Annotated in this window: 24 protein-coding genes; 15 read left to right on the top strand and 9 right to left on the bottom strand. The window is 72.9% G+C overall.

Annotated features, from left to right (window positions below):
- The 4 genes from C1N71_RS00845 to C1N71_RS00860 all read left to right on the top strand — a co-directional run bounded on the left by C1N71_RS00845 (window position 1) and on the right by C1N71_RS00860 (window position 3,948).
- Window positions 1–1,545 (top strand): aldehyde dehydrogenase family protein, encoded by a 1,545-nt coding sequence (locus tag C1N71_RS00845; RefSeq protein WP_217496016.1) that lies wholly within the window; start codon window positions 1–3, stop codon window positions 1,543–1,545.
- Window positions 1,538–2,641, top strand: coding sequence for an alanine racemase (locus C1N71_RS00850; protein ID WP_137754677.1), 1,104 nt, complete (start codon window positions 1,538–1,540; stop codon window positions 2,639–2,641). Before C1N71_RS00845 ends, C1N71_RS00850 begins: the two co-directional genes overlap by 8 nt.
- 72 nt (window positions 2,642–2,713) lie before the next feature.
- Window positions 2,714–3,202: a RidA family protein gene (locus C1N71_RS00855; protein WP_137754678.1), complete on the top strand. Its 489-nt coding sequence runs from the start codon at window positions 2,714–2,716 to the stop codon at window positions 3,200–3,202.
- Window positions 3,199–3,948, top strand: coding sequence for an SDR family NAD(P)-dependent oxidoreductase (locus tag C1N71_RS00860; protein ID WP_137754679.1), 750 nt, complete (start codon window positions 3,199–3,201; stop codon window positions 3,946–3,948). Before C1N71_RS00855 ends, C1N71_RS00860 begins: the two co-directional genes overlap by 4 nt.
- Window positions 3,949–3,995: 47 nt before the next feature.
- Here C1N71_RS00860 and C1N71_RS00865 read toward each other — a convergent pair whose 3' ends face one another.
- Window positions 3,996–4,721, bottom strand: a complete 726-nt coding sequence (locus C1N71_RS00865; RefSeq protein WP_175414039.1) for a GntR family transcriptional regulator — start codon at window positions 4,719–4,721, stop codon at window positions 3,996–3,998.
- A 135-nt stretch (window positions 4,722–4,856) separates the two neighbouring features.
- Here C1N71_RS00865 and C1N71_RS00870 point away from each other — a divergent pair, with 135 nt between their 5' ends.
- Both C1N71_RS00870 and C1N71_RS00875 read left to right on the top strand, forming a co-directional pair.
- Window positions 4,857–5,264 carry a cupin domain-containing protein gene (locus C1N71_RS00870; protein WP_137754681.1) on the top strand — a complete coding sequence of 136 codons (408 nt, stop codon included), beginning with the start codon at window positions 4,857–4,859 and terminating at the stop codon, window positions 5,262–5,264.
- Between the two features lie 65 nt (window positions 5,265–5,329).
- Window positions 5,330–6,307: a quinone oxidoreductase family protein gene (locus C1N71_RS00875; protein ID WP_254678049.1), complete on the top strand. Its 978-nt coding sequence runs from the start codon at window positions 5,330–5,332 to the stop codon at window positions 6,305–6,307.
- Window positions 6,308–6,337: 30 nt separating this feature from the next.
- Here the strand turns inward: C1N71_RS00875 and C1N71_RS00880 are convergent, their stop codons facing one another.
- Complete coding sequence (locus C1N71_RS00880) at window positions 6,338–6,538, bottom strand: hypothetical protein (protein ID WP_137754682.1); 201 nt, start codon at window positions 6,536–6,538, stop codon at window positions 6,338–6,340.
- Window positions 6,539–6,633: 95 nt separating this feature from the next.
- Between C1N71_RS00880 and C1N71_RS00885 the strand changes: the two genes are divergently transcribed.
- On the top strand, window positions 6,634–7,581 hold the full coding sequence (locus C1N71_RS00885) for an AEC family transporter (RefSeq protein ID WP_137754683.1): 948 nt from the start codon (window positions 6,634–6,636) through the stop codon (window positions 7,579–7,581).
- An 83-nt stretch (window positions 7,582–7,664) separates the two neighbouring features.
- Window positions 7,665–8,606, top strand: coding sequence for an EamA family transporter RarD (rarD, locus tag C1N71_RS00890; RefSeq protein ID WP_137754684.1), 942 nt, complete (start codon window positions 7,665–7,667; stop codon window positions 8,604–8,606).
- Between the two features lie 167 nt (window positions 8,607–8,773).
- Here the strand turns inward: rarD and C1N71_RS00895 are convergent, their stop codons facing one another.
- On the bottom strand, window positions 8,774–9,238 hold the full coding sequence (locus C1N71_RS00895; protein WP_137754685.1) for an Hsp20/alpha crystallin family protein: 465 nt from the start codon (window positions 9,236–9,238) through the stop codon (window positions 8,774–8,776).
- Window positions 9,239–9,582: 344 nt separating this feature from the next.
- On the opposite strand from C1N71_RS00895, the gene C1N71_RS00900 reads away from it, so the two are divergent.
- The 3 genes from C1N71_RS00900 (at window position 9,583) to C1N71_RS00910 (ending at window position 12,802) form a co-directional block, all read left to right on the top strand.
- The gene (locus tag C1N71_RS00900; RefSeq protein WP_137754686.1) at window positions 9,583–10,575 is read left to right on the top strand and encodes a TerC family protein; all 993 of its coding nucleotides are present in this window, start codon (window positions 9,583–9,585) and stop codon (window positions 10,573–10,575) included.
- 228 nt (window positions 10,576–10,803) lie between these two features.
- The gene (locus C1N71_RS00905) at window positions 10,804–11,205 is read left to right on the top strand and encodes a Fur family transcriptional regulator (RefSeq protein ID WP_137757130.1); all 402 of its coding nucleotides are present in this window, start codon (window positions 10,804–10,806) and stop codon (window positions 11,203–11,205) included.
- A gap of 94 nt (window positions 11,206–11,299) precedes the next feature.
- Window positions 11,300–12,802: a catalase gene (locus tag C1N71_RS00910; protein WP_137754687.1), complete on the top strand. Its 1,503-nt coding sequence runs from the start codon at window positions 11,300–11,302 to the stop codon at window positions 12,800–12,802.
- A 61-nt stretch (window positions 12,803–12,863) separates the two neighbouring features.
- Here C1N71_RS00910 and C1N71_RS00915 read toward each other — a convergent pair whose 3' ends face one another.
- The gene (locus C1N71_RS00915) at window positions 12,864–14,126 is read right to left on the bottom strand and encodes a low temperature requirement protein A (protein WP_217496017.1); all 1,263 of its coding nucleotides are present in this window, start codon (window positions 14,124–14,126) and stop codon (window positions 12,864–12,866) included.
- A gap of 258 nt (window positions 14,127–14,384) precedes the next feature.
- On the opposite strand from C1N71_RS00915, the gene C1N71_RS00920 reads away from it, so the two are divergent.
- Both C1N71_RS00920 and C1N71_RS00925 read left to right on the top strand, forming a co-directional pair.
- The gene (locus C1N71_RS00920; RefSeq protein WP_137754688.1) at window positions 14,385–14,762 is read left to right on the top strand and encodes a phage holin family protein; all 378 of its coding nucleotides are present in this window, start codon (window positions 14,385–14,387) and stop codon (window positions 14,760–14,762) included.
- A 70-nt stretch (window positions 14,763–14,832) separates the two neighbouring features.
- A complete protein-coding gene (locus tag C1N71_RS00925) occupies window positions 14,833–16,335 on the top strand; it encodes an MFS transporter (protein WP_217496049.1) in 1,503 nt (500 codons plus the stop codon).
- Window positions 16,336–16,439: 104 nt separating this feature from the next.
- On the opposite strand, the gene C1N71_RS00930 is transcribed toward C1N71_RS00925, so the two are convergent.
- A complete protein-coding gene (locus C1N71_RS00930) occupies window positions 16,440–17,420 on the bottom strand; it encodes an aldo/keto reductase (RefSeq protein ID WP_137754689.1) in 981 nt (326 codons plus the stop codon).
- 188 nt (window positions 17,421–17,608) lie between these two features.
- Here C1N71_RS00930 and C1N71_RS00935 point away from each other — a divergent pair, with 188 nt between their 5' ends.
- Window positions 17,609–18,058, top strand: a complete 450-nt coding sequence (locus C1N71_RS00935) for a YbhB/YbcL family Raf kinase inhibitor-like protein (protein WP_137754690.1) — start codon at window positions 17,609–17,611, stop codon at window positions 18,056–18,058.
- A gap of 55 nt (window positions 18,059–18,113) precedes the next feature.
- On the opposite strand, the gene C1N71_RS00940 is transcribed toward C1N71_RS00935, so the two are convergent.
- Window positions 18,114–20,162 carry a DUF11 domain-containing protein gene (locus C1N71_RS00940; RefSeq protein ID WP_137754691.1) on the bottom strand — a complete coding sequence of 683 codons (2,049 nt, stop codon included), beginning with the start codon at window positions 20,160–20,162 and terminating at the stop codon, window positions 18,114–18,116.
- A gap of 350 nt (window positions 20,163–20,512) precedes the next feature.
- On the opposite strand from C1N71_RS00940, the gene C1N71_RS00945 reads away from it, so the two are divergent.
- Entirely contained in the window at window positions 20,513–20,941 is a 429-nt protein-coding gene (locus tag C1N71_RS00945) for a hypothetical protein (RefSeq protein ID WP_137754692.1), read from the top strand.
- A 160-nt stretch (window positions 20,942–21,101) separates the two neighbouring features.
- Here the strand turns inward: C1N71_RS00945 and C1N71_RS00950 are convergent, their stop codons facing one another.
- The 3 genes from C1N71_RS00950 to C1N71_RS00965 form a co-directional block, all read right to left on the bottom strand.
- On the bottom strand, window positions 21,102–22,079 hold the full coding sequence (locus tag C1N71_RS00950) for a carbohydrate ABC transporter permease (protein WP_137754693.1): 978 nt from the start codon (window positions 22,077–22,079) through the stop codon (window positions 21,102–21,104).
- On the bottom strand, window positions 22,076–22,981 hold the full coding sequence (locus tag C1N71_RS00955; protein WP_254678179.1) for a carbohydrate ABC transporter permease: 906 nt from the start codon (window positions 22,979–22,981) through the stop codon (window positions 22,076–22,078). Before C1N71_RS00955 ends, C1N71_RS00950 begins: the two co-directional genes overlap by 4 nt.
- Before the next feature lie 834 nt (window positions 22,982–23,815).
- Window positions 23,816–25,189 carry an ABC transporter substrate-binding protein gene (locus C1N71_RS00965; RefSeq protein ID WP_137754694.1) on the bottom strand — a complete coding sequence of 458 codons (1,374 nt, stop codon included), beginning with the start codon at window positions 25,187–25,189 and terminating at the stop codon, window positions 23,816–23,818.
- Window positions 25,190–25,231 lie beyond the last annotated feature (42 nt).

The raw sequence follows: 25,231 nt of genomic DNA on the forward strand, positions 1-25,231 counted from the left end.
GTGCTCGCCACCACGACGCACGCGCCGCCCGCGGTGCGCGCGCCCCGGGATGCCGAGGACGCCCTGCGCGCCCTCGGCATCCCGGGGGGCGGGTACGCCGAGGGCGCCTGGATCCGCCAGCCGCTGACGCTCGAGGTCGCCGACCCCGAGGACGACACGGTCGTCGCCGCCGTGCACGAGGCCGACGAGGCCACGATGCTCCGTGCGATCGCCGCCGTCGACCGCAGCGTCCGCGACGACGCGTGGCCGCTGTGGCAGCGGCGCGAGACGCTCGAGCGTGCCGCGCACCTCGTGCGCGAGGAGGCCTCGCGCATCGCGGGGATCGTCTCGCGCGAGAGCAGCAAGACCATCCGCGAGGCGACGCGAGAGGTCGCGCGCGCCGCCGAGACGCTGCGACTGTCGGCCGCCGCGTCGCACCTGCTCGAAGGCGAGACGCTCGCATTCGAGGACACGGCTCGCGGCGCCGGCCGCGTCGGCTGGAACCGCCGCGTGCCGCTCGGCGTCGTCGCCGCGATCACGCCGTTCAACGATCCGCTCAACCTCGTCGCGCACAAGGTGGGCCCTGCGCTCATCGCGGGCGACGGCGTCGTGCTGAAGCCCGCGCGCGTCACGCCGCTGTCGGCGCTCGCGCTGCTCGACGTCCTGCTGCGCGCCGGCATGCCGCCGCAGCGCATGGCGGTGCTCGTGGCCGACCGCGCGGCGAGCACCGTGCTCGTCGCCGACCGACGCGTCGCGGCGGTCTCGTTCACCGGCGGACCCGCGACGGGCGACGCCATCGCGCGCGCCGCGGGCGCGCGCCCCATGCTCATGGAGCTCGGCGGCAACAACGCCGTGATCGTCGCGGCCGACGGCGATGCTGCCGCCGCTGCCGCCGGCATCGTCGACGGTGCGTTCGGCGTCGCCGGCCAGAACTGCCTGTCGGTGCAGCGCGTCTTCGTGCACGCATCCCACCACGAGCGCCTCGTCGCCGACGTCGTCGCGCGCACCCGCGCGCTCGTCGTCGGCTCGAAGCGCGACGCGGCGACCGACGTGGGGCCGATGATCTCCCGCCGCGAGGCGGAGCGCGTCGAGCGCTGGATCGACGAGGCCGTCGACGCCGGCGCCCACGTCGCGGTCGGCGGGGAGCGCGACGGCGCCTTCCTGTCGCCGACCGTGCTGCTCGACGTGCCGCGCGACGCGCGCGTGCAGCGCGAGGAGGTCTTCGGGCCCGTCGTGACGATCACGCCGTTCGAGGACGTCGAGGACGCGCTCGCGCAGGTCGACGACACCGAGTACGGGCTGCAGGCGGGCATCTTCACCGCGTCGATGTCGCTCGCGATGCGCGCGGTCGAGCGGCTGCAGGTCGGCAGCGTGCTCGTGAACGAGACGAGCGACTTCCGCATCGACTCGATGCCGTTCGGCGGATCCAAGCGCTCGGGCGTGGGCCGCGAGGGGGTCGCCGACGCCGTGCTGGCGCTCAGCGAGCCGCGCAACGTCATCCTCACGCTCGTCGATCCGGTCGCCGGCTCGTCGACGCAGGGCGACGTCGGCGGTGCGGATGCGTGACTTCCCCCGCCAGCTGCGTGCGCTCGGCACGAGCGTGAGCACGCCGGCGCCCGTGGTGGTGCGCGACGTGCTGATCGCGAACGTCGAGCGCATGCAGGCGTTCGCCGACGGGCACGGCAAGCGGCTGCGCCCGCACGTCAAGACGCACAAGAGCGTCGCGATCGGCCGCATCCAGCTCGAGGCCGGCGCGATCGGGCTCACGGCGGGCACGCTCGCCGAGGCCGAGATCTTCGCCGACGCGGGCTGCGACGACATCCTGCTCGCCTACCCCGTGTGGGCCGTCGGCACGAAGGCCGACCGCATCCGCGCGCTCGCGGGCCGCATCCGGCTCACGGTCGGCGTGGAGAGCGTCGGCGCCGTCGACCGGCTCGCGGAGGCCATGGGCGACGCCGCGGGCTCGCTCGGCATCGTCGTCGAGATCGACTGCGGCGCGCGCCGTTCGGGCGTGCAGCCGCACGAGGCCGGAGCGCTCGCGGTGCACGCGCGCGCAGCGGGTCTCGACGTGCGCGGCATCTACACCTACCCCGGGCAGGGCGGCACGGTCGGAGCGCCGGAAGGTGCTGCGATCGAGCAGGCGGACGCGCTGCGCGCGGCGGTGGCGTCGCTCGCCGAGCACGGCGTCGAGGCGACCATCGTGAGCGCGGGCTCGACCCCGACCTTCCAGTTCTCGACCGATCCCGTCATCACGGAGCTGCGACCCGGCGAGTACGTCTTCAACGACTGGGACAACGTGCGCATCGGCGACTGCACAGCCGACGACATCGCCCTGTTCGTGGCGTCGACGGTCGTGAGCGACCAGGGCCACCCGCACGTCATCGTCGACGCCGGCACGAAGGCGCTCGCCCGCGAGGGCAACCCCGAGCGCGGCTACGGCCAGGTGCCGTCGCACGACGGATGCCTGCGCAGCCTCAACGAGTACCACGGGTACCTCGCGCTGCCCGAGGGCGGCGAGCGGCCGGCGATCGGCGAGCCCGTCGCGATCGTGCCGCACCACGTGTGCCCCGTCGTGAACAGCTTCGAGGAGCTCGTCGTCATCGACGCCGACGGCACGATCGTCGACCGCTGGCAGGTCGACGCCCGCGCCCAGCTCAACTGACCCGCGTCGTCCGGGCGACGACGCACCCACCGCACGGCGAGCCGCGCGACGCGGCCGAGAGAGGAGCCACGCATGAGCGTGCACACCTACGCAGACCTCGAGACCGACCCGAACGCCGCGCTCGCGGCGCTCGGCCTCGACCTGCCGGTCGTCGACGACGACCCGAGGTACACGAGCTGGCGCGCGCAGCGCGACGGCACGATCTGGATCGCCGGCCAGCTGCCCTACCGCGACGGCGCGCTGCCGCTGACGGGCACGGTCGGCGCCGAGGTCTCGGTCGACGACGCGCGCGCGATGATGCGGCAGGCGACGCTCAACGCGCTGTCGGTCGCCGCGGGCGCGGTCGGCGGGCTCGACCGGCTGCGCATCGCGCAGATCCTCGTCTTCGTCAACAGCGCCGACGGCTTCGGCGAGCAGTCGAACGTCGCCGACGCGGGCAGCGAGCTGCTCGTGCAGGTGCTCGGCGAGCACGGCCGCCACGCCCGCACCGCGATCGGCGTCGCCGGCCTGCCGCGCGACAGCTGCGTCGAGGTGCAGATGGTGTGCGAGGCGCGCGCGTGACGGCACCCGAGGCCGACGAGGGCCTCGCGGTCGTCGTCACGGGTGCGACGAGCGGCATCGGCGAGGCGGTCGCGGCGCGGTTCCGCGCGGGCGGCGCGCGGCTGCTCCTCACGGGCCGCCGAGAGCGGGCACCTGCGGGCATGGGACCCGACGAGCACTACCTCGCCGGCGACCTCGGCGACGAGGCGTTCGCGGCCGAGCTGATCGCGACGGCCGCGCGCATCCTCGGCCCCATCGACACGCTCGTGCTGTGCCACGGGCTGCAGGGCGACGGCGCCATCGAGGCGATGGATCTGCAGCGCGCGTCCGCGCTGCTCGACGCGAACGTGCTCAGCGTCTTCTCGGTGCTGCAGCACGCCGTGCCCGCGATGCGCGAGGGCGCCTCGCAGGTCGTGCTCGTGAGCTCGCGGCTCGGCATGGTCGGCATCGCGGGGCAGGTGATGTACACGGCCGCGAAGGGCGGGCTCATCATGCTCGGCAAGGGTGCGGCGATCGAGCTCGCGCCGCGCGGCATCCGCGTCAACGTCGCGGCGCCCGGCCTCACGTCCACGGCGGCGATCGAGGCGGGCTTCGACCGGCAGCCCGATCCGGATGCGGCGCGCCGCGCCCGGGCGGCGACGATCCCGATGGGGCGGCTCGCCCGCCCGGAGGAGGTCGCCGAGGCGATCCACTTCCTCGGCACGCCGGCGTCGTCGTACGTCACGGGCGCCGTGCTGCCGATCGACGGCGGGTACACGGCCGCCTGACGCGGGCTGCGGCGCCTGCCCTCGAGGTCAGGGCGCCGAGCCGGCGGTCAGGCGATCGTGTCGTGCTCCGGGCGGCCGTGGCGGAAGTCGCCGGCGCCCTCGTCGTCGTGGGTGTGCAGCTCGTGGCCGTCGAACGACAGGTGCTGGTGCAGCGTGTGGTGCAGGCGCTCCATGTCGCCGTCGCGCAGCTGCTGCACGATCTCGCGGTGGTCGGGCAGCACGCGGTCGCGCGACGGGTACGCGCCGGGGAAGTGCGTGAGGCAGATGAGCGCCTCGGTCGCGAGCGTCTCGTAGGCGCGCACCATGCGCGTGTTGCCAGCCGCGCCGACGAGCGCGGTGTGGAACTGGAGGTCCTCGCGGCCGAGCTGCGGCCAGTCGTCGTGCTCGAGGGCCGCCGACATGCGGTCGAGGAGGGCGTCGAGCTCGTCGGCGGTGACGTCGCGCTCGGACTGCGGGCGCTCGGTGATGCGCTCGGAGGCGGCGCACTCGATGATCTCGCGCGCCTCGAACACCTCGGCGACGTCGCGGGGCGTGAGGTCGCGCACGAACACGCCGCGGTTGGGGCGCGAGATGAGCAGGCCCTCCTGCACGAGCCGATGCAGCGCCTCGCGCACCGGGCCGCGACTCACGTTCAGCCGCGTCGCGACCTGCGCCTCGTTGACCTGGTCGCCGGGGGAGAAGGCTCCCTCGATGATGCCCTCGCGCAGCTGGTCGGCGATGATGACCGCCGTGGGCTTGCTCGCGATCGCGGACAGCGCTTCGACTCCTCGCACGGCAACGTCCCCCTCTCGTGACGCCGCTCGTGGCGGGTCCGCTCCCGATCGTAGACAGTTCTGCTGAGGATCGACAGGAGAAATGCCGAAATCCAGATTGTTGACAATCATTCTATCTGACGCGACGATCGATCTATGACCGACACGACCGTCTCGCCCCTCGCCATCGTCCTGCAGGACGCCGTCACCGCCGATCCCGGCGAGCACCGCCCGAAGGCGACCGCCGAGCAGGACGGGCAGACCGAGGCGTCGACGACCGTGTGGGAGTCGGCCGAGGGCATCCGCGCCGGCGTCTGGGAGGTCACCCCCGGCTCGTTCCGCAGCACGCGGCCCGGCTACCACGAGATGTGCCAGATCGTGTCGGGTCGCGCGACGATCACCGAGGAGGACGGCTCGACGTTCGAGATCGGCCCCGGCTCGCTCTTCGTCACGCCCGAGGGCTGGCGCGGGCACTGGACGGTCCACGAGACCCTCCGCAAGGTGTGGTGCATCGTGCCCTTCGCAGCCCTCGCCGCGCACCAGGCGCCCACCGACGCGGCCTGATCCCGCGACGCGCTCGGCCGGGCGCGAACGCCCGCTCGCCACCACGCGCATCCGAGGCAGACTGGATGCGCACGGCACGAGTCGAGGGAGCGATGGCGATGGCGCAGCAGATCCAGTACACCGAGTTCGGCGAGCCGGAGGTCATGCACCTCGTCGACGTGCCCGACCCCACCGCGGGTCCCGGCGAGGTCGTCGTCGCGGTGCGCGCCGCGGGCGTGAACCCGCTCGACTCGAAGCTGCGCTCCGGCTCGCGCCCCTCCGGCGAGATCACGACGCCGCGCGTGCCCGGCGGCGACGCCGCGGGCGAGATCGTCGAGGTCGGCGCGGGCGTCGAGGGCTGGCGCGTCGGCGACCGCGTCGTCGTGCAGAACGCGAAGGGCGCCTACGCGACCCACACGGTCGCCACGCCCGAGCAGCTGCACGCGCTGCCCGACGGCGTGACCTTCGAGCAGGGGGCCGCGATGGGCATCCCCGCCTCCACGGCGTACCAGGGGCTCGTCGAGCTCGAGCTGCGCGCGGGCGAGACGCTGCTGATCCACGCCGGCTCCGGCGCCGTCGGGCAGGCCGCGATCCAGCTCGCGGTGCTGCAGGGCGCGACGGTCGTCGCGACGGGCAGCGAGGCCAACCACCCGCGCATGCGCGAGCTCGGCGCGACCCCGGTCACGTACGGTCCGGGCCTGCTCGAGCGCGTGCGCGAGGCGGCGCCCGACGGCGTGGACGTCGTCTACGACTGCGTCGGCACGGAGGAGTCGATGGCCGTCTCCGCGCAGCTCGTCGCCGATCCGCACCGCATCGGCACGATCGTGTGGAGCGACGCCGCGGCGGCGCTCGGCGTGCAGGGGTGGATGGGCGGCAAGCCCGAGCCGCTCTCCGAGCGCAGCATCGCGCTGCGGCACGAGGCGTACGACGTCGTCCTCGGCCGCATGGCCTCGGGCTCGTTCGACGTCGAGATCGCGCGCACGATGACGCTCGCCGACGCTGCGGAGGCGCAGCGCCTCAACGTCGCGAACGCCGTGCGCGGCAAGATCCTGCTCGTGCCGTAGCGCGCGCGGGTCGCGGGAGCGCGAGCCGCCTCAGTCGCCGTCGGCCGCGCCCGCCGACGCGTCGCCCGCCTCTGCGGCCGTGGGGTCGGGCGCCTGCCCGAGCTCGTCCTGCGTCTCGAGCGCGCCGCCCGCGCCGAGGCCCGCGCTCATGAGCGCGCGCTCGATCGCATCCTCGAGGGGATCCGCCCCGGGCTCCGAAGGGGTTCCGAACGGCAGCGCTTCCTGACCCATGCCCCGCACGGTAGTCGCGCGACCGCTGTGGCGCCAGCGGAGGTGGCAGGATCGAGGGGCACCGGATCCACGACACGGATGGGAGGCATCCGCTCGTGGACGTCGAGAACATGGCGGACGCCGCCCTCGCGTTCGGCGGCGTCGCGCTCGTCATCGCGATCGGCTACCTCGTGCGCAGGATCGGAGTCGTCGGCCCCGAGGCCGAGCGCATCCTCAACCGGCTCACGCTGCTCGTGGGCATGCCGGGCCTCACGTTCGTCGTGCTCGCCCGGGCCGACCCGAGCGTCTTCCTGTCGACGTTCTCGCTCGCGACGGTCGCGCCGATCGTGCTCACGATGCTCGTGACGGCGGGAGCGCTGCTCACCCGTGCGCGCATGCGCCGCTCGACGACGGCCGTGGCAGTGCTCGCGACGACGACGGGCTTCACGAACTCGGGCAACATCGGCATCCCGCTCGCGACGTCGATCCTCGGCACGACGTCCTTCCTCGCGCCCAGCATCCTGCTGCAGGTGCTCGTGCTCGCGCCCGTCCTGATGGGCATCGCCACCGCCTCCGCGCACGAGGGGGCAGCGCAGCCCGCGTGGCGTCGGGCGCTGCGCCCGTTCGCGACGCCCGTCGTGCCCGCCGCGATCCTCGGAGCCGTCGTCATGCTGACGGGCGTCGAGATCCCGGATGCCGTGCTCATGCCGGCGGATCTGCTCGCGGACGCATCGATTCCCATGCTGCTGCTGGCGTTCGGCATGTCGCTGCGGGGCGCCCGTCCCCTCGAGCCGCTGCGCCGCGAGACGACGGTCGTGCTCATCCCGCTGCTCGGCAAGCTCGTGCTGCTGCCGCTGGCGACGCTCGGGTTCGGGCTGCTGCTCGGCTTCGGCGGCCTCGAGCTGCTGGCGCTCGTCGTCATCGCGTGCCTGCCGTCGGCGCAGAACATGTACGCCATCGCGTCGTCCTACACGTCGGTGGGCGCCGTGACGCGCACGATCGTGCTCACGACGACGGTGCTGGCGTGCCCGCTCGCGGTGCTCGCGGCCGGCCTGCTGGGCTGACGGACCGCGCCCGCGAGCGCTCCTAGGCTGGATGCGCGTCGGCGACCGCGCGACGCCCCCACCCACCGCCGCATGGAGGCCGCATGCTCGCGCCCGCCCGCCTCCGCGCCGCATCCGGCGTCGGCATGGGCGTGGTCGCCTCGATCGGCGCGTCGGTGCTCTTCGGTGCGCTCTTCCTCCTGCCGCCGCTGCTCGCACCGCTCACGGGACTCGAGATCGTCGCGTGGCGGGTCGTCGTCATGCTTCCGGTGCTCGTCGCGCTCTTCGCCGCGACCGTCGGCCTGCGCGACGTCGGCCGCGTGCTCGCCCGCATCCGCCGTCGACCCGTGCTCGCGCTCGTCCTGGTGGCCGACGCGGCGCTGCTGTCCGTGCAGCTGTGGCTCTTCGGATGGGCGCCGATCGCCGGCCACGGCCTCGACACCGCGACCGGCTACCTGCTGCTGCCGCTGGCCATGGTGCTCGTCGGCGTCGTGCTGCACGGCGAGCGGATGTCGCGCCTGCGCGTGGTGGCCGTGGTGGCTGCGCTGGTCGGCGTGGGCGCCGCGCTCGCGATCGGGGGCTCGGTGGGGTTCGCGACCGCCCTCGTGGCGTTCGGCTACCCGGTCTACTTCGACCTGCGGCGTCGGTTCGGCCTCGACGGGCCGGGGGCGACGGTGCTGGAGCAGCTGGTGCTGCTGCCCGTCGCCGTGGTGGTGCTCGTCGTCCACGCCGCGACCGGCGCGGGCGCGGCGTCCTGGGGCCATGCGCCGATGCTCGCGCTGCTCGGCGTCGTGAGCGGGGCTGCGCTCTGGATGTACCTGTCGGCGAGCCGCCTGCTGCCGTTCGGGCTCTTCGGGCTGCTCACGTACGTCGAGCCCGTGCTGCTCGTCGTCGTCTCGACCGTGCTGCTGGGGGAGGCCGTCGGCGTCGTCGACGCGCTCGTCTACGGCCCGATCGCCGTCGCGCTGGTCGTGCTGGCGCTGGAGCCGTGGGCTGCGCGACGCCGCGGCGAGCCGACGACGACGACGCAGCCCATCCCGCACTGAGGGCGCGCCGCATCGCCTCGCCTGCGGCGCGAGGGCACGCGCGAGCGCAGCCGGGCGGTCCTCCGCCCGGCCGCGCCGACCTGCGCTAGCGCCCGTCGATCAGGGCGAGCCATCGACCGAACGTCGGCTCGAGCTCCTCGTCCTCCGGCGAGCGCGGCGCCTCCGCGTCACGCATCCGCGCCGACCTCCTGCGTCGACGGCGCCTGGCTGATCGCACGGTCGCCGCCGGCGTGCTCGACCGCGATCTTGCGCGGCTTGGAGCGCTCGGCCACCGGGATCGTGAGCGTCAGGACGCCGTGCTCGTACGACGCGTGGATGGCGTCGAGGTCGATGTCGGCGCCGAGGCTCAGCTGTCGCGTGAAGCGGCCGGCCGCGCGCTCCTGCGCGAGCCAGTGCGCGCCCTCGGCGGCGCCGAGCGTGCGCTCGGCCTGGATCGTGAGCGTCTGCGCGTCGACGTCGAGGTCGATCGAGCCCGGGTCGACGCCCGGCAGGTCGACGTGCACGACGTAGTGGTCGTCGGCGCGGTAGAGGTCCATGGGCATCCACGGGCCGCCGCGCCGCGTGCCTCCGTTGGTCAGCAGAGCCGCCGCCATGCGATCCATCTCGCGGAACGGGTCGAAGGTCAGAGCCATGACAACCACCTCCTTGCAACGCGGTCCGCGCCCTGCGCGCGAGACCGGGTGTCGTGGCGATCGCCCTCGGGGACCACCCCGAGAGGCTGCGCCCAGATTAGCACTCTGCCCGTGAGAGTGCCAATGGTGCGACCTTGGAATCCGCTGGGATGCGGGCACTCGCGACGGTGCGGCTCGCCCAGCCCGGCGCGCCCTCCGGTATGCTGGTCGCAGCAAGGGGAGTACTCCCGACCGCGACGAGCCCGTCAGTTCGAGCATCCGCTCCGGGTCGTCGGTCTCACGGCATCGCCGTGAGATGGAGGAGACCTTGGTGTCCGATTCGCACACCGAGCCCTGGAGCTGCCATGCAGGTGACACCCCTGGTCTGGATCGTCACGATCCTCGTCACGATCGCGTTCTTCGTCTACGAGTTCTTCGCGCATGTGCGCAAGCCGCACGAGCCCTCCCTCGGGGAGGCGGCGCGCTGGTCGGCGTTCTACATCGGCCTCGCGCTGCTCTTCGGCGTCGGCATCGGCGTCACGAACGGCTGGACCTTCGGCGGCGAGTACTTCGCCGGCTACCTCACCGAGAAGGCGCTGTCGCTCGACAACCTGTTCCTCTTCATCGTCATCATGACCGGCTTCGCGGTGCCGAGGATCTACCAGCAGAAGGTGCTGATGATCGGCATCGTCATCGCCCTCATCATGCGCGGCGCGTTCATCGCGGTCGGCGCGGCCCTCATCGAGAACTTCTCGTGGGTGTTCTACCTCTTCGGCGCGTTGCTGCTCGTCCTCGCCATCCAGCAGCTGAAGGGCGACCACGGCGACCCCTCGGACGGCCGCTTCATGCGGCTCGTCCGCCGCATCCTGCCCGTGACGGACGAGTACCACGAGGACCGACTCGTCGTGCGGAAGGACGGACGGCGCTTCGTGACGCCGATGCTGCTCACGATCGTCGCGATCGGGTTCATCGACCTCCTCTTCGCCCTCGACTCAATCCCGGCCATCTACGGCCTCACCGAGGAGGCGTACATCGTGTTCACCGCGAACGCGTTCGCGCTCATGGGCCTGCGCCAGCTCTACTTCCTCATCGGCGGGCTCCTCGAGCGCCTCGTCTACCTCGGGCAGGGCCTCGCGGCCATCCTCGGCTTCATCGCCGTGAAGCTCGTGCTCCACGCCCTCCACGTCAACGAGGTGCCGTTCATCAACGGCGGCGAGCCCGTGCCGTGGGCGTTCGACATCCCCATCTGGTTCTCCCTGACCTTCATCGCGGGCACGATCGCGATCGCGACGGTCGCGAGCCTCGTGAAGACGCGCGCGGACCGCTCGCGCGCCGTCGAGGAGGCCGCGCAGCGCTGAGTCCGTGGCGTCGCTGCGCCCGCCTCGCGTGCATGCGGGGTGGGCGCGGCGACGCGCTGCGGCGTCCGGCGCGCGGTGCGACCGTCCGCCCGTCGGTCGCCGACTCGACACGCCGCAGATTTGAGTCGTTCACGATAGGGCGGCAGGATGGGGGACATGCACCTCGTCGAGACGCCGCCGGACGACGGCATCGACGCCGCCCTCGAGCGTCGTGTCGCGCACGAGGGCATGCTGCGCACGCGGGGCCTGCGCGTGACGCGCGGACGCCTCGCCGTGCTCGCGGTGCTCGCCGACCATCCGCACGCCGACGCGGACGCCATCCATCGGCGCGTGGGCGACCTCGAGCCCGGCATCTCGCTGCAGTCGGTGCACAACGTGCTCGGCGCCCTGCACGAGGCCGGCGTGCTGCGCCGCTTCGAGCCCGCGCGCTCCGCCGCGCGCTTCGAGCTGCGCGTCGACGACAACCACCACCACGCCGTGTGCTCGCGGTGCGGACGCGTCGAGGACGTCGACTGCGTGACGGGCGAGGCCCCATGCCTGCACGCGCCCGCGCCCGCCGGCTTCGCCGTCGTGCAGGCCGAGGTGACCTTCTGGGGGCTCTGCGCCGACTGCGCGCGCTCCGAGCGCTGACCGCGGCGCACGTCCCGACGACCGTCGGGCGCTGCACCGACCCTCCGACCGAACCGACCCGCCCCATGACCCGACCGAGGAAGCAGAGGACACCATGACCCAGCGGACCACCACCAACTCCGGAGCGCCGGTCGCGAGCGACCAGCACTCGCAGTCGGTCGGCGCCGACGGCGCCATCGCGCTCACCGACCACTACCTCGTCGAGAAGCTCGCGCAGTTCAACCGGGAGCGCGTCCCCGAGCGCGTCGTGCACGCCAAGGGTGGCGGCGCGTTCGGCACCTTCACGGTGACGAGCGACGTCTCGCAGTACACGCGCGCCGCCGTCTTCCAGCCCGGCGTCGAGACCGAGATGCTCGCGCGCTTCTCGTCGGTCGCCGGCGAGCAGGGCAGCCCCGACACATGGCGCGACCCGCGCGGCTTCGCGCTGAAGTTCTACACGACCGAGGGCAACTACGACCTCGTCGGCAACAACACCCCCGTCTTCTTCATCAAGGACGGCATCAAGTTCCCCGACTTCATCCGCTCGCAGAAGCGCCTGCCGGGCTCGAACCTGCGCGACCACGACATGCAGTGGGACTTCTGGACGCTGCAGCCCGAGTCGGCGCACCAGGTCACGTGGCTCATGGGCGACCGCGGGCTGCCCGCGACGTGGCGGCACATGGACGGCTTCGGCTCGCACACCTACCAGTGGATCAACGCCGCAGGCGAGCGCTTCTGGGTGAAGTACCACTTCGAGACCGACCAGGGCAACGAGTTCATGCCGCAGGACGTCGCCGACCAGCTCGCAGGCTCGGACGCCGACTACTACATCCGCGACCTCTACGAGGCGATCGACCGCCGCGACTTCCCGTCCTGGACGCTGTACGTGCAGATCATGCCGTACGCGGATGCCGCGTCGTACCGCTTCAACCCGTTCGACCTGACGAAGGTGTGGCCCAAGGGCGACTACCCGCTCGTCGAGGTCGGCCGCATGGAGCTGAACCGGAACCCCGAGAACTACTTCGCCGAGATCGAGCAGGCGACGTTCGCGCCGTCGAACTTCGTGCCCGGCATCGCCGCGAGCCCCGACAAGATGCTGCAGGCGCGCATCTTCAGCTACGCGGACGCGCACCGCTACCGCGTGGGCACGAACCACGCCGAGCTGCCCGTCAACCGCCCCCACGCGGCGGAGGTGCACTCGTACTCGAAGGACGGCGCGATGCGGCACGGCTACCGGCCGGCGTCGACGCCCGTCTACGCGCCGAACTCGTTCGGCGGCCCGCACGCGGACCCCGCGGCGCACGGCGACGACCGCGGCTGGGAGTCCGACGGCGAGCTCATCCGCTCGGCCGCCACCCTGCACCCCGAGGACGACGACTTCGGCCAGGCGCGCACGCTCGTGCGCGACGTGCTCGACGACGCTGCGCGCGAGCGGCTCGTCGGCAACATCGTCGGCCACGTCTCGAAGACGCGCGTCCCCGAGATCCGCGAGCGCGCGATCGCGTACTGGAGGAACGTCGACGCGTGGCTCGGCGACCAGGTCGCGGCGCGCCTGCCCGAGATCGACGACCCGAAGTCGACGCTCGTCGAGCCGCCGGCCACGGCGCCCGTCGGCTGACCGACCGCCCCACGCACGACGGCCCCGCATCCCACGTGGATGCGGGGCCGTCGGCGTGCGGTCAGGCCGTGTGCGGTCGATCGAGGACCGGTTGCTCCTGCTGCCGCCTGCCCAGCACCTCGAGCCCGACGACGAGGATCCACGGCGCTGCCGCGACGAGCGCGATGTCCAGGGCGAACGGCGAGCCGGTGTCCGACAGCAGCACGGCGACGACGAGCGCGGCGATCGCCGCGACGAGGAGCGCGAGGTGCCCCGGGCGGACGCGACCGGCGAGGATGTCCGCGATGCCGACGAGCGCGACGAGGTACACGGCCACCGGGATCGCGACGGCACGCGCCGCCTCCGAGAACCCGACGCTCGCCGAGCCCTCGACGACGTACGCGCCGACGTGGAGCCCCGCACCCACGGCCGCGATCCCGGCGAAGACGAGGATGTGGAGGTAGCCGAACGCGAACGACCCGCGGCGATCGCGATGCAGCAGATCGCCGAACGGGATCGCGAAGTACGCCCACCACATGCCGAACGTGAGTGCGACCCCCGCCGCGACGAGGACGATCGCGTCGGTCGACCAGCCCTGCTCGGCGATGACGGGTTGCACGGCGGCGACGGTGCCGAGCACGCCCTCGCCGAGGGCGATGATCGCGAGCAGCCCGTAGCGCTCGGCGATGTGGTGCGCGTGCCACGGCGTGGGCGTGCGGCGTTCCGCCACCACGGGGCCGCCGAGCTCGACGACGTAGAGCAGCCCCGCGACCGCGATCGTCGGCAGCAGCTCGAGGTGCGCGACCGCGAGCGCCACCCATCCGACCTGCGCGATCGCGATGGCCGTCGCGTACGTGAGCGCGGCGAGGCGATGCTCGGGCGACTGCGCCGCGAGGCGCAGCCACTGCGCGAGCATCGCGACGCGCATGACGACGTAGCCGGCGACGAGCACGGCGTTGTCGACCCCGTGCCCCTCCTCGAGCGAGTGGAAGACGTCGGAGAGGCCGAGCGCGAGCACCACGACGCCGACCATCTGCACCATCGTCGTCAGGCGGTACACCCAGTCGTCGGTGTCGAACGCCGACGCGAACCACGAGAAGTTGATCCACGCCCACGTGATCGCGAAGACGCCGAAGGCGAATCCGCCGATGGCGACCGCGACGTGGCCCTCGGCGAGCGCGTGCGCCATCTCGTTGCCCGCGATGCCGAACGCGGCGACGAACGCGAGGTCGAAGAGCAGCTCGAGCGGCGTCGCCGCGCGGCCGCCCTCGTGCGGGTCGCGTCCGAGCATGCGGCGCACGCGGCGGATCGCCAACGGGGGTGGGGCTGCGACGTCGGCGCTCATGGGTGGATCCTCATCTGCTTCGCTCGCGGTCAGCATGCCACGCTGCGACGCCGGCGGCGCGCCGCGGATCCGTGACGGATGCGCCGCTGGTGACGTCTCCAGGGTGAGCCCACTCACGGGCTCGCGGCGCATCCGCCGCCCGTTCCAGGAAGGACGCCATGCTGCCCCGCATCCTCTCGCTCGTCGCCGCCTTCGTGGCGAAGCGCATCCTCGGCCGCCGCCGACGCGGCGACGACGGCCAGACCCCGAGCCGGCGCCGTGGCTGAGCGCGAGGGGCGCAGGACGCCGATCGACGTCGTGCGCGACCTGCCGCGCCAGCTGCGCGCCATCGTGCGCGAGCAGCTCGACGAGCTGCGGCGCGACGTCATGGATCGCACGCGTGACGCCCGAATGGGGGTCGCGCTGCTGGCCGCTGCCGGCGGCCTCGCGCTCGCCACGGTCACGACCCTCGCGGTGACGGTGGTCGTCGCGCTCGCCGAGGTGCTGCCCTGGTGGGGCGCGATCCTCGTCGTCGTCGGGCCGCTGGCGATCGTGACGGGCATCCTCGCCGCGCTGGGCATGCGGCGGCTCTCGAGCGGCGGCGCGGACGATGCCGTCGGTCGGGACGTGCGGGTGCGCGACGAGACGCGCCGCTAGCCGGATCGACGTCGCGCGGGGCCTGCGGACCGGTCCGCGCGCGATCGGGCCGTAGGCTCGTGCGGTGACGATGGACTCCGGCGGCGACCCCACGACGGGGCGCGTGCCGATCGTCCCGGGCCGAGCGGCCGACGCCGAGCACGACGCGGAGTCGCCCGACACGGCAGCGCCCGAGCGTCAGGAGGCCGGCCTTCAGGCCACCTCCGACGCGATCGCCCAGCCCGGCCCCGTGCAGCCGACCGACGCCGCGCCGGTCGGCCGCCGACGATTCGTCGACCTCGAGCCGCTGCGCGCGTCGCCCGCGTTCGCGCGCCTGTGGATCGCCAACGCGATCTCCGGCATCGGCTCGATGGTGACGGTCGTCGCCGTCGGCCTGCAGATCTACGACATCACGCAGTCGACGCTCGCGGTGTCGCTCGTCGGCCCCATCGGCCTCCTGCCGATGATCGTCGCCGGGCTCTGGGGCGGCATGCTCGCCGACGCGTTCGACCGCAAGCGCGTGCTGCTCGCCTCCGCGACGCTCGGCTGGATCACGGTGCTCGGCATCGTGGCGATGTCGGCGTACGACGCGTGGGCCATGGCCGAGGGGCAGCGCGTCGAGGTCTGGCCGTTCTACGTGCTCGCCACGATCAACGCCGTCGCCACGACGATCTCGGGCGCGACGCGCAGCGCGATCACGCCCCGCATCGTGCCCGCGCACCTCCTCTCGCGCGCCGCCGCGCTCAACGGCATCGCGATCGGCGCGATGGTCACGATCGGCCCCGCGCTCGCGGGCGTCCTCGCCGCGACCGTGGGGCTGCCGCTGACCTTCGCCGTCGACGCGGTGCTCTTCTCCGTCGCGTTCGTCGGCATCCTCGGCCTGCCCGCCATGCCGCCGCAGGGGCGCGTCGCGAAGCCGGGACTGGAGTCGCTGCGCGACGGGATGCGATTCCTCCGCCGGGCGCCGAACATCCGCATGTCGTTCGTCGTCGACATCGTCGCGATGGTCTTCGGCAGGCCCAACGTGCTCTTCCCCGCCGTCGGCGCGCTCGTCATCGGCGGCGGCCCCATCACGGTCGGCGTGCTCACGGCGGCCGGCGCGGTCGGCACGCTGCTGGCGAGCCTGCTGTCGGGTCCCGTCGCGCACGTGCACCGGCACGGTCTCGCCGTCCAGCGGGCCATCATGCTCTACGGCACGGCCGGCGCGCTGCTCGGCGTCGTGCTGCTCGTCACGACGCTGTCGGGCGTCTCCGTGACCGACGAGCTGAGCGGCGTCGCCTGGCCGGCGCTCGCGCTGGCGTGCCTCGCGATGACGGGCATGGGAGCGAGCGACGAGATCAGCGCCATCTTCCGCTCGACGATGCTGCTGCAGGCCTCACCCGACGAGATGCGCGGCAGGCTGCAGGGCGTCTTCACGGTCGTCGTCGCCGGTGGTCCTCGCCTCGGCGACCTCTACGCGGGCCTCACGGCGTCGCTCGTCGCGCTCTGGTTCCCGCCGCTGCTCGGTGGCCTCTGCATCGTGGCGCTCGTGCTGCTCGTCACGCGGATGCAGGGCTCGTTCCTGCGCTACGACGCCCGCACCCCGACGCCGTAGCCCTCGCGGGTGCCACGACTGGTCGCAGTCGCACCGGACCGGTCAGGGGCGAGCTGCGGCCGGTCGGACGGAGGCAGCGACCAGCCGGGCGGGCTCGCGACCGATCAGACGAAGCCCTCCATCGCGTGCGGCACGTAGTGCTCCTCGAGCCGTCGCAGCTCGTCGTCGGTGAGCGTCAGCTCGGTCGCGGCGACGGCGTCGTCGAGGTGCTGCATCTTGGTGGCTCCGACGATCGGCGACGACACGACGGGCTGCGCGAGCACCCAGGCGAGCGCCACCTGCGCCGGTCGCACCTCCCGCTCGGCGGCGATCGCGAGCACCGCATCCACGATCCGCCGATCCGAGTCCTCGGCCTGCTGGTACAGGTTCGCCGCGATGGCGTCCGTGGCGAACCGCGACGTCTGCGCATCCCAGGGACGCGTGAGCTTGCCGCGGGCGAGCGGGCTCCACGGCAGCGCGCCGACCCCCTGGTCGAGGCACAGCGGGTACAGCTCGCGCTCGTCCTCGCGGGTGATGAGGTTGTACTGCGCCTGCATCGAGATGAAGCGCGTCCACCCGTGCAGCTCGGCCGCGTGCTGCAGCTTCGCGAACTGCCACGCCCACATCGACGAGGCGCCGATGTACCGCACCTTGCCCGAGCGCACGACGTCGTCGAGCGTCTGCAGGGTCTCCTCGACCGGCACCGTCGGGTCGAAGCGGTGGATCTGCAGCAGGTCGACGTAGTCGGTGCCGAGCCGTCGCAGGCTCGCCTCCACGGACTCGAGGATGTGCCCGCGCGAGAGCCCACGGCCGTTGACGCCCTCGCGCATGGGGAAGTAGACCTTCGTCGCGATCACGACGTCCTCGCGCCTCGCGAAGTCGGCGAGCGCCTTGCCGACGATCTCCTCGGAGCGGCCGGCGGAGTAGGAGTTCGCGGTGTCGAACGTCGTGAGGCCGAGCTCGAGCGCGTGCCGGATGAAGCCGCGCGACTCCTCCTCGGGGAGCGTCCAGCCGTGGTTGCCGACGTCGGGCTCCCCGAAGCTCATGCACCCGACGATGACCCGGGAGACCTCGAGGCCGCTGCGGCCGATCCTGGTGCGCTGCATCGCGAATGCTCCTCGTGCTCGTCGTCGCGCCGCGTCCTCCGCGGGACGCGATGCCTGACGTCGATCCTCGCAGAGCGGATGCGGACGGGCTCGGGGCGTCTCGCGGGCCGGACGCAAGCCGGTGCGCCTGCCGGCGCGCCGGGTGAGCATGGATGGGACCGCGCGCCCGCGCGGCAGGAAGGACGTCCATGGGACCGCACGTCGCAGATCTGACCATCACGAGCGAGGACTACGAGGCCGGCGGCCGCATGCCCGACCGGCTCGCGAAGGACGGCGGCAACGAGGCGCCGCGCTTCGCGGTGTCGGGCGTGCCGGAGGACGCCGTCGAGCTCGCGCTCGTCGTGCACGACCCCGACGCGCCGATGGCGCGGGGCTTCACGCACTGGGTCGTGTACGGCCTGCCGGCCGTCGACGGACCCATCGACCCGTCCGTGGGTCGCGCCGCCCCCACCAGCGCCGGCGAGCCCGGCTGGTACGGCCCGCAGCCGCCGCAGGGCCACGGCGACCATCACTACTACGCCTGGGTCTACGCGCTGTCCGAGCCCGTGACGGGCGAGCCCACGCGCGAGGCCTTCCTCGATCGGAACGCGGGCTCGATCCTCGAGCAGAACCGCATCGTCGGCACCTACTCGCGCTGACCGACGAGCGGATGCCCCGGCCGCTCGGGCCGGGGCATCCGCTCGTCCGCCTGCGTCAGACGGCGCCGGAGCGGGAGCGCGCGCGGCGACGATGCCACACGATCGCCGCGAGCCCGAGCGCCAGGGTCGCCGCGCCACCGACGGCGAGCGCGCCGTCGAGGTCGGCACCCGTCTGCGGCAGCGGCTCGGGCTCCGGTCGGCCCCTGCTCCGCAGCGGCGGGTCGCTCACGGGAGCGGGCGGCGCCGCCTCCGTGGTCGGCGTCGGCGTGGGCTCGAGCGGCGTGCCCACCGAGTCGCAGCGGTCGTCGTCGGCCTCGAGGCCCTCATTCGGGATGCACGAGCCGGTCGGTGGCGGCAGCTGCGGACCGGTGACGCGAGCGACGTTCACCACGGTCGCGGCCGTTCCCGGCGTCGTCGAGACGGTGCCCTGCAGGCTGACCGATGCCGTGGCACCCGGCGGGAGCGTTCCGACCGTCCACGTGCCCGACGCGAGGTCGATCGCTCCCTGCGTCGGGCCGGCGACGACCTGCAGCGATGCGGGATCGAGCGCAGCCGGGTAGCCGTCGACCACCGAGAGGTCCGTCGCGGCGACCAGTCCGAGGTTGCCGACCTCGATCGTCCAGACGACGGTCGCGGCGCTGCCGTCGCCGGCGACGACGGCCTCCGCGTCGACGCGCTTGTCGATGCGCACGTCGGGCAGCGCCTCGACGGCGATCGTCGCCTCCGCGTGGTCGACGATGGATGCCCAGTCGTCGATCGAGCGCAGGTCGCCCCACGATCCGCCGACGCCGTCGTTCTGGTTCGGGTGCTCGCCACCGGCCTCCCAGCCGTGCACGCCGCCCGCCGACGTCGTCGCCGGATCGCTGCCCATGAGCGGATCCGTACGCGTCCAGCGCGCGTCGCTCGAGGCGACGAGCGCCGTGTCGTCCCAGTGCAGCGTCGCGACGCCGGGCTGCGGCCCCGTCAGCGCCTCCACCTCGATGCCGCCCGCGCTCGTCTCCGCATCGATCCGCAGGAAGTGGATGGGCGAGACCTGCGCCATGGACGCGCGGATCGTGAGGCGCGTCGCGCTCGTGGGCACCGGGGAGCCCGCCGCATCGTGCCCGTCCCAACGCCACGAGAACGCACCGGGCTCGAGCACCGCCACCTCGTCGACGACGTCGCGCGGGCCGTCGAACGCGCCGTCGCCGTCCGCATCCACCTCGACGCGCACGACGCCGGGCTGGCCGCGCAGCTCGCCCGACACGACGCCCGCGTTCGCGCCCGGACCGTCGCGCACGAAGGCGAGCCCGGCGATCGTCGGCGAGACGTACTCGGCCGACAGCCACGTCTCCTCCGTGCGGCCGTCGGCCCACGCGGTCGTCGATGCAGGCAGGTCGGCGGCGGGTGCGTCGAGGAAGAGGCGGAAGTCGGTGAGGTCGTCGCAGTCGTCGCTCGTGGGCTGCCACCAGGCGGTCCCCGCACCACCCGCCTCGGGCGAGTGCGACATGGGCACGGACCGGTGCGCGGGCTCGCACGCGCCGGCGGCGGCGTTGCCGACGTCGTTCATGCGCAGCGTCGAGTCCACGCCGTCGTAGCCGTCGAGCGTGACCCGGTAGATCGCGCCGTCGGGTGCCGCCGCGTGGACGGCGATCGTGGTCGGCTCGGGGGTGTGGATCGCGAGCGACTCGGTCCAGACACGGCCGGCGATCGGGCCGACGGCGCCCTCGACCGCGACGTCCCACGTGAGGCCCGCCTGCCTGCCCGGCCCGTCGTGCACCGCGATCGACCAGACGCCGTCGACCTGCGCGGTCCACGCGCCGCCGAGCTCGGTGCCGATCGGCGCGCCCGCCTCGAGGCGTGCGTCGTGCACGACGGTGCCCGCTGGATCGCGGACGACGACCCGCGCGCCGGTCCCCGAGCGATCGCTCGTCGCGAGCGCCGCCACGACGCGCTCGCCGGCCGTGGCGTAGGCGTGGAGCGTCGAGACGCCGCCGTCGCTCCAGCCGCCCAGCAGCAGCGTGCCGGGCAGCGTCGTGGACGCGGCGCTCTCGGCGGCGAGCACGGCGGGCGTGGCCCACGCAGGCGCTGCGCCGATGCCGAGCAGGGTCGCGCCGAGCGTCACGCAGGCGCCGAGCGCGCTCGCGCCTCGTCGTCGCCACCGACGACGTCGGTCGGGGTGGATGGGATGGGTGCGTGCTCGTCGCGGTCGCATGGTGCCTCCTGGTCGTGCCGCGGCGACGCTAGGTCGCGCGGCCCACGGATGCCGACGGCGAGGGATGCGCTGTGGAGGGATCGCCTGTCCACAGACGACCCGGGGAGTCGTGCAGCGCACCCCCCCGCGAGGGCGCGCGCCATCCGACTCGCGACGGGCGAAGTTCGGCGGCGTCGAGCCGCGCGCGGTCGTGCGCATGGGATGCGGCGGGCGACCACCGTCGTCAGGCTCGATCCAGACGCTGCAAGCAGGATCGTGGCATGCGCTCCATCGCCTCCGCCGCCGTCTCGTCCGCCGCCCTCCTCGCCCTCGCGGCGTGCTCGTCGACGACCGTGGCCGTGCCCGAACCGGTCACGACCACGGACGGGTCGCCCACGCTGGTCGTCGATGGCCGGCAGATCGCCGGCGACGTCTCGTGCACCATCGTCGACCGCGCCGACGGCGAGGGCATCGGCGCCCTCGTGAGCGCCACGGAAGGGTCGTTCACGGCGACCCTCGAGCAGCGCGAGGGCGAGACCGTCGTGACGGCCGTGATGCTCGAGTCCGACTCCGGCGAGCACGTCCTCGCCGAGGAGACGCGTGCCGGCACCATCAGCGGCCGCACCGTCTCCTTCGAGGTCGTCGTGCCCGGCCTCGACGGCGCCGCGGACGTCGGCGTCGCCTTCGCGGGGGAGTGCATGCGGCTCTAGCGCTGCGCCCGCGCACGCCCCGACACGACCGTCTCCGCCGAGGAGACCACGCCGGTCCGCGTGCGATGCGCGGCGAGCTCGCCCCGCCCACGCGGAAGGGGGCCGCCGGCGGGCGACCCCCTTCCATCCGCTCCCGCAGCATGCGCCGCGGGGCGAGCGGTCATCCCTTCGCCGACCCCGCCAGGAGGCCGCGCACGAAGAACCGCTGCAGCCCGAAGAAGACGAGCAGCGGCACGACGAGCGAGATGAACGCACCCGCCGTCAGGCGCTCCCAGTCCTCGCCGCGGGATCCCGCGAGCTCGGCCAGGCGTTGCGTCAACGGCGCGGTGTCCGGCTGGCCCGTCGAGAACACGAGTGCGACGAGCAGGTCGTTCCACACCCACAGGAACTGGAAGATGCCGAACGAGGCGATCGCCGGCATCGCGAGCGGCAGCACGATGCGCAGGAAGATCTGCCCGTGACCGGCGCCGTCGACGCGCGCCGCCTCGATGACCTCGCCCGGGATCTCCGAGATGAAGTTGTGCAGCAGGAAGATCGCCAGCGGCAGCGCGAAGATCGAGTGCGCGATCCACACGGACACGAACTGCCGGTCCGGGATGACGGGAAAGACGTCGCTCGTCCACACCATCGCCGGCTGCACGAACGTCACGAACAGCTGCAGCAGCGGGATGAGCGCCATCTGCAGCGGCACGATCTGCAGCGCGAAGATCACGACGAAGAGCGTCGACGAGCCCTTGAACTTGATCCACGCGAACGCGTACGCCGCGAGCGCGGCGAGCACGAGCGGGATGAGCGTGCCCGGGATCGCGATCGCGAGCGAGTTCACGAAGTACTCGCCCAGCTGCGGCGCCGTGCCCGACGAGGAGAACAGCACCTCGGCGTAGTTGTCGAGCGTGAAGCCCGGGTTCTGGAAGATCGTCCACCAGCCGGTCGTCTCGATGAGCTCCGCGGGGCGGAACGACGAGACGAGCAGGCCGAAGGTGGGGATCGTCCACAGCACGGCGATGACGAGCGCGACGACGGTCGCGATCGGCGACGTGAGGCGTCGCTTCACGCGCGAGGCGCGTCCGCCGCCCGTGTTCAGCGCGTCGTCGACCGACGCGATCTCGGGGTCGGGGGTCGTGGCGACGGTGGTCATCGGATCTCCCTCTGCCTGCGCAGCACGCGCACGTTGTAGATGACGATCGGCAGCACGAGCAGGAAGAGGATGAGCGCGAGCGCCGCACCCCGTCCGGGCTCGCCGGCGCGGAACGCCTGCGTGTACATCTCGTTGGCGACGACCGAGGTGTCGAAGTTGCCCGCCGTCATCGTGCGGACGATGTCGAAGACCTTGAGCGTCGCGATCGAGATCGTCGTGACGACCACGACGAGCGACGATCGGATGCCCGGCACCGTGACGTTCCAGAACCGCTGCCACGGGCTCGCGCCGTCGAGCTCCGCCGCCTCGAGCTGCTCGACCGCGATGCCCTTGATCGCCGCCGACAGCACCGTCATGGCGAAGCCCGTCTGGATCCAGATCATCACGATGATGAGCGCGAGCGTGTTCCACGGCGCGTTCTGCAGCAGCTGCTGCGGCTCGCCGCCGAACCAGACGATGATCTGGTTGACGAGGCCGAACTGCTCCCGGTCTCCGCCGCGGAACGCGTACATGAAGCGCCAGATGATGCCCGCGCCCACGAACGAGATCGCCATCGGCAGGAAGACGAGCATCTTGTAGACCTTCTCGCCGGCGCTCTTGTCGATGAAGACGGCGTAGGCGAGGCCGATGACCGTCGACACGAGCGGCACGAGGATGACCCACGCGACCGTGTTGCCGAGCGTCACGAGCGCGTCGCGCTGCGTGAACATCCACACGAAGTTGTCGAGCCCGATGAACGCGCCGGTGCGGTCGGTGAACGCGAGCATCGTCGTGCGGATGGCCGGGTAGAGCAGGCCGATCGCGAGCAGCGCCGCCGCGGGCACGAGGAACGGCACCATGGGCCGCGACTCGTCGTCGCCCGAGGCGAGGTAGAGCAGCACGCCGACGACCGCGACGAGCATGGCTGCGGCGTAGGGCCACGCGCCGAGCTCGGGGATCGTGAGCGTCAGCACCGCGAGGACCGCGGCGAGCGCGAGCATCGCGACGAGGCGCACGTGCCGTGCGATGCGGCCCGGCGCGGCCAGCTCGACCGCGGCCGAGAGCACGCCGACGACGATGCCGCCGACGCCGATGATGAGGGCCGCCTGCGGCGTGAGCCACCGGTCGACGTCCTCCCCGTAGAGCGTCGGGAAGAGCAGCATCGCGACGCCCGCGAGCACGAGCGGCACGCCGCCCGACAGCGCCCGACCGATGCGCCCGGGCATGAGCTTGGCGACCGCCGTGGTCGCGGCGAGCGCGATCAGCAGGAGGCCGAACGTCGTCGTGACCATGGGCGAGATCCACTCGCCGATGCCGCTCGAGACGTAGCCCGGCAGCACGAGGATCGCGATCGCGACGACGAGGATCGGGCCGCCGGCGCGGATGGCGGCGCCGAGCCGCTCGGGACGCACGAGGTCGCCGACGAGGAGCACGCCGGCGATGGCGAGGATCGTCACGCCCAGCAGCACCGGCACGCGCGCGCTCGACACGAGGCTCGGGATGAGCATCGGCGCGACGAGCACGAGGCAGCCGAGGAGGCCGAGCACGAGGGTGCGGATGATGGCGCCGCGTCGCTCGGACGGCTTCGTGTCGAGCGACACGAGCAGCAGTCCGACGAGTGCGCCGAAGGCGGCGAGCCCTGCGACCACCTGCAGGATCTTGCCGATGAGGTCGAGCGTCGTCATGGACGTCCCTTCGTCAGCGGGTATGGGAGACGCCGGGGGCGGGCGAGCCCACCCCCGGCGTCGTCCGTCAGGTCAGGACGGCCAGCTCGCCTCGACGGTGGCGAGCACCGTCTGCGAGTCGGTCCCGCCGATCCAGTCGACCATGCCGGTCCAGAACGATCCCGCGCCCACGGCGCCCGGCATGAGGTCCGAGCCGTCGAAGCGGAAGGTCGTGTTCGGGTCCTGCAGGATCTCGACGGCCTGCTGCAGCAGCGGGCTCTGCGCGTTCGCCGGGTCGAGGCCGGTGTTGGCGCTCGTCACGCCACCGATCGAGACGCGGATGTTCGCCCAGGTGTCGCTCGAGAGGAACGTCTGCACGGCCACGGTCTCGTCCGAGTCCGAGAACGCGCCGACGATCTCGCCACCGCCGGTCACGGCGTTGGCGTCGGCCTCGACGCCCGGCGTCAGGAACGCCCACACGTCGCCGTCCTCCGCGACCTCGGTGCCCTCGGGCCACTGGGCCGAGTAGAACGAGGCCTGGTGGTGCATGGCGCACTCGCCGTCGAGGATGGGCAGGCCCGCCTCGCCGAAGTCCGTCGAGACGATCGTGTCGACGCCGCCGAAGCCGCCGTTCACGTAGTCCGGGTTCTTCAGGATGTCGCCGACGCGGTCGAGCGCCTCGACGATGCGCGGGTCGTCGAAGGGGATCTCGTGCGCGACCCACTGGTCGTACACGTCCGGGCCGTGCAGGCGGAGGATGTAGTCCTCGAGCCAGTCGGTGCCCGGCCAGCCGGTGGCCTCGCCGGAGGCGAAGCCGGCGCACCACGGGGTGGCAGCGCCGGACTCGGCGATGGTCGCCGTCAGGGCGTCCATCTCGTCGAGCGTCGTCGGGATCTCCCAGCCGTTCTCCTCGAACATGCTGGGCGAATACCAGACGAATCCCTTGACGCTCGCCATGAGCGGTGCGCCGTAGAGCGTGCCGTCGACGGTGCCGTAGGCCTGCCAGTCCTCGCTCCAGAACTCCTGCGCGTTCTCGGCGACCGAGTCGGGCGCGGGCAGCAGCGGCGAGGCGACGCCGTCCTGCGCCGCGATCGACGCCAGGAGGCCCGGCTGCGGGAAGATCGCGAGGTCGGGCGGGTTGCCGCCCTGCACGCGCACGTTGATCTGGGCCTCGAACTCCGTCGAGCCCTCGTAGACGACGTCGATGCCGGTGCAGTCCTCGAAGTCGGCCCACGACTCCTCGAGCTGCTCCTGCTCGGTGTCGACGATGGTGCCGTAGACGTTGACCTCGGCGCCCGAGTCGAACGTGCCGTAGGTCTCGTAGTCGCTGCAGTCTCCGCTGCCGCCGCCGGCGTCGCCGCCGGAGCCGCCGCCGGTCGGCTCGTCGCCGACGCAGCCGGTGAGTGCGAGCGCGGTGATGCCCACGATGCCGAGGGGCATCAGCAGGCGGCGCTGGGAGCGCTTCATCGGAACTCCTGTCTCCATCTGGTGCGAGTGCTGCGGGACGAC

The organism is Agrococcus sp. SGAir0287, assembly GCF_005484985.1.
In the GTDB taxonomy this organism is placed as follows: domain Bacteria; phylum Actinomycetota; class Actinomycetes; order Actinomycetales; family Microbacteriaceae; genus Agrococcus.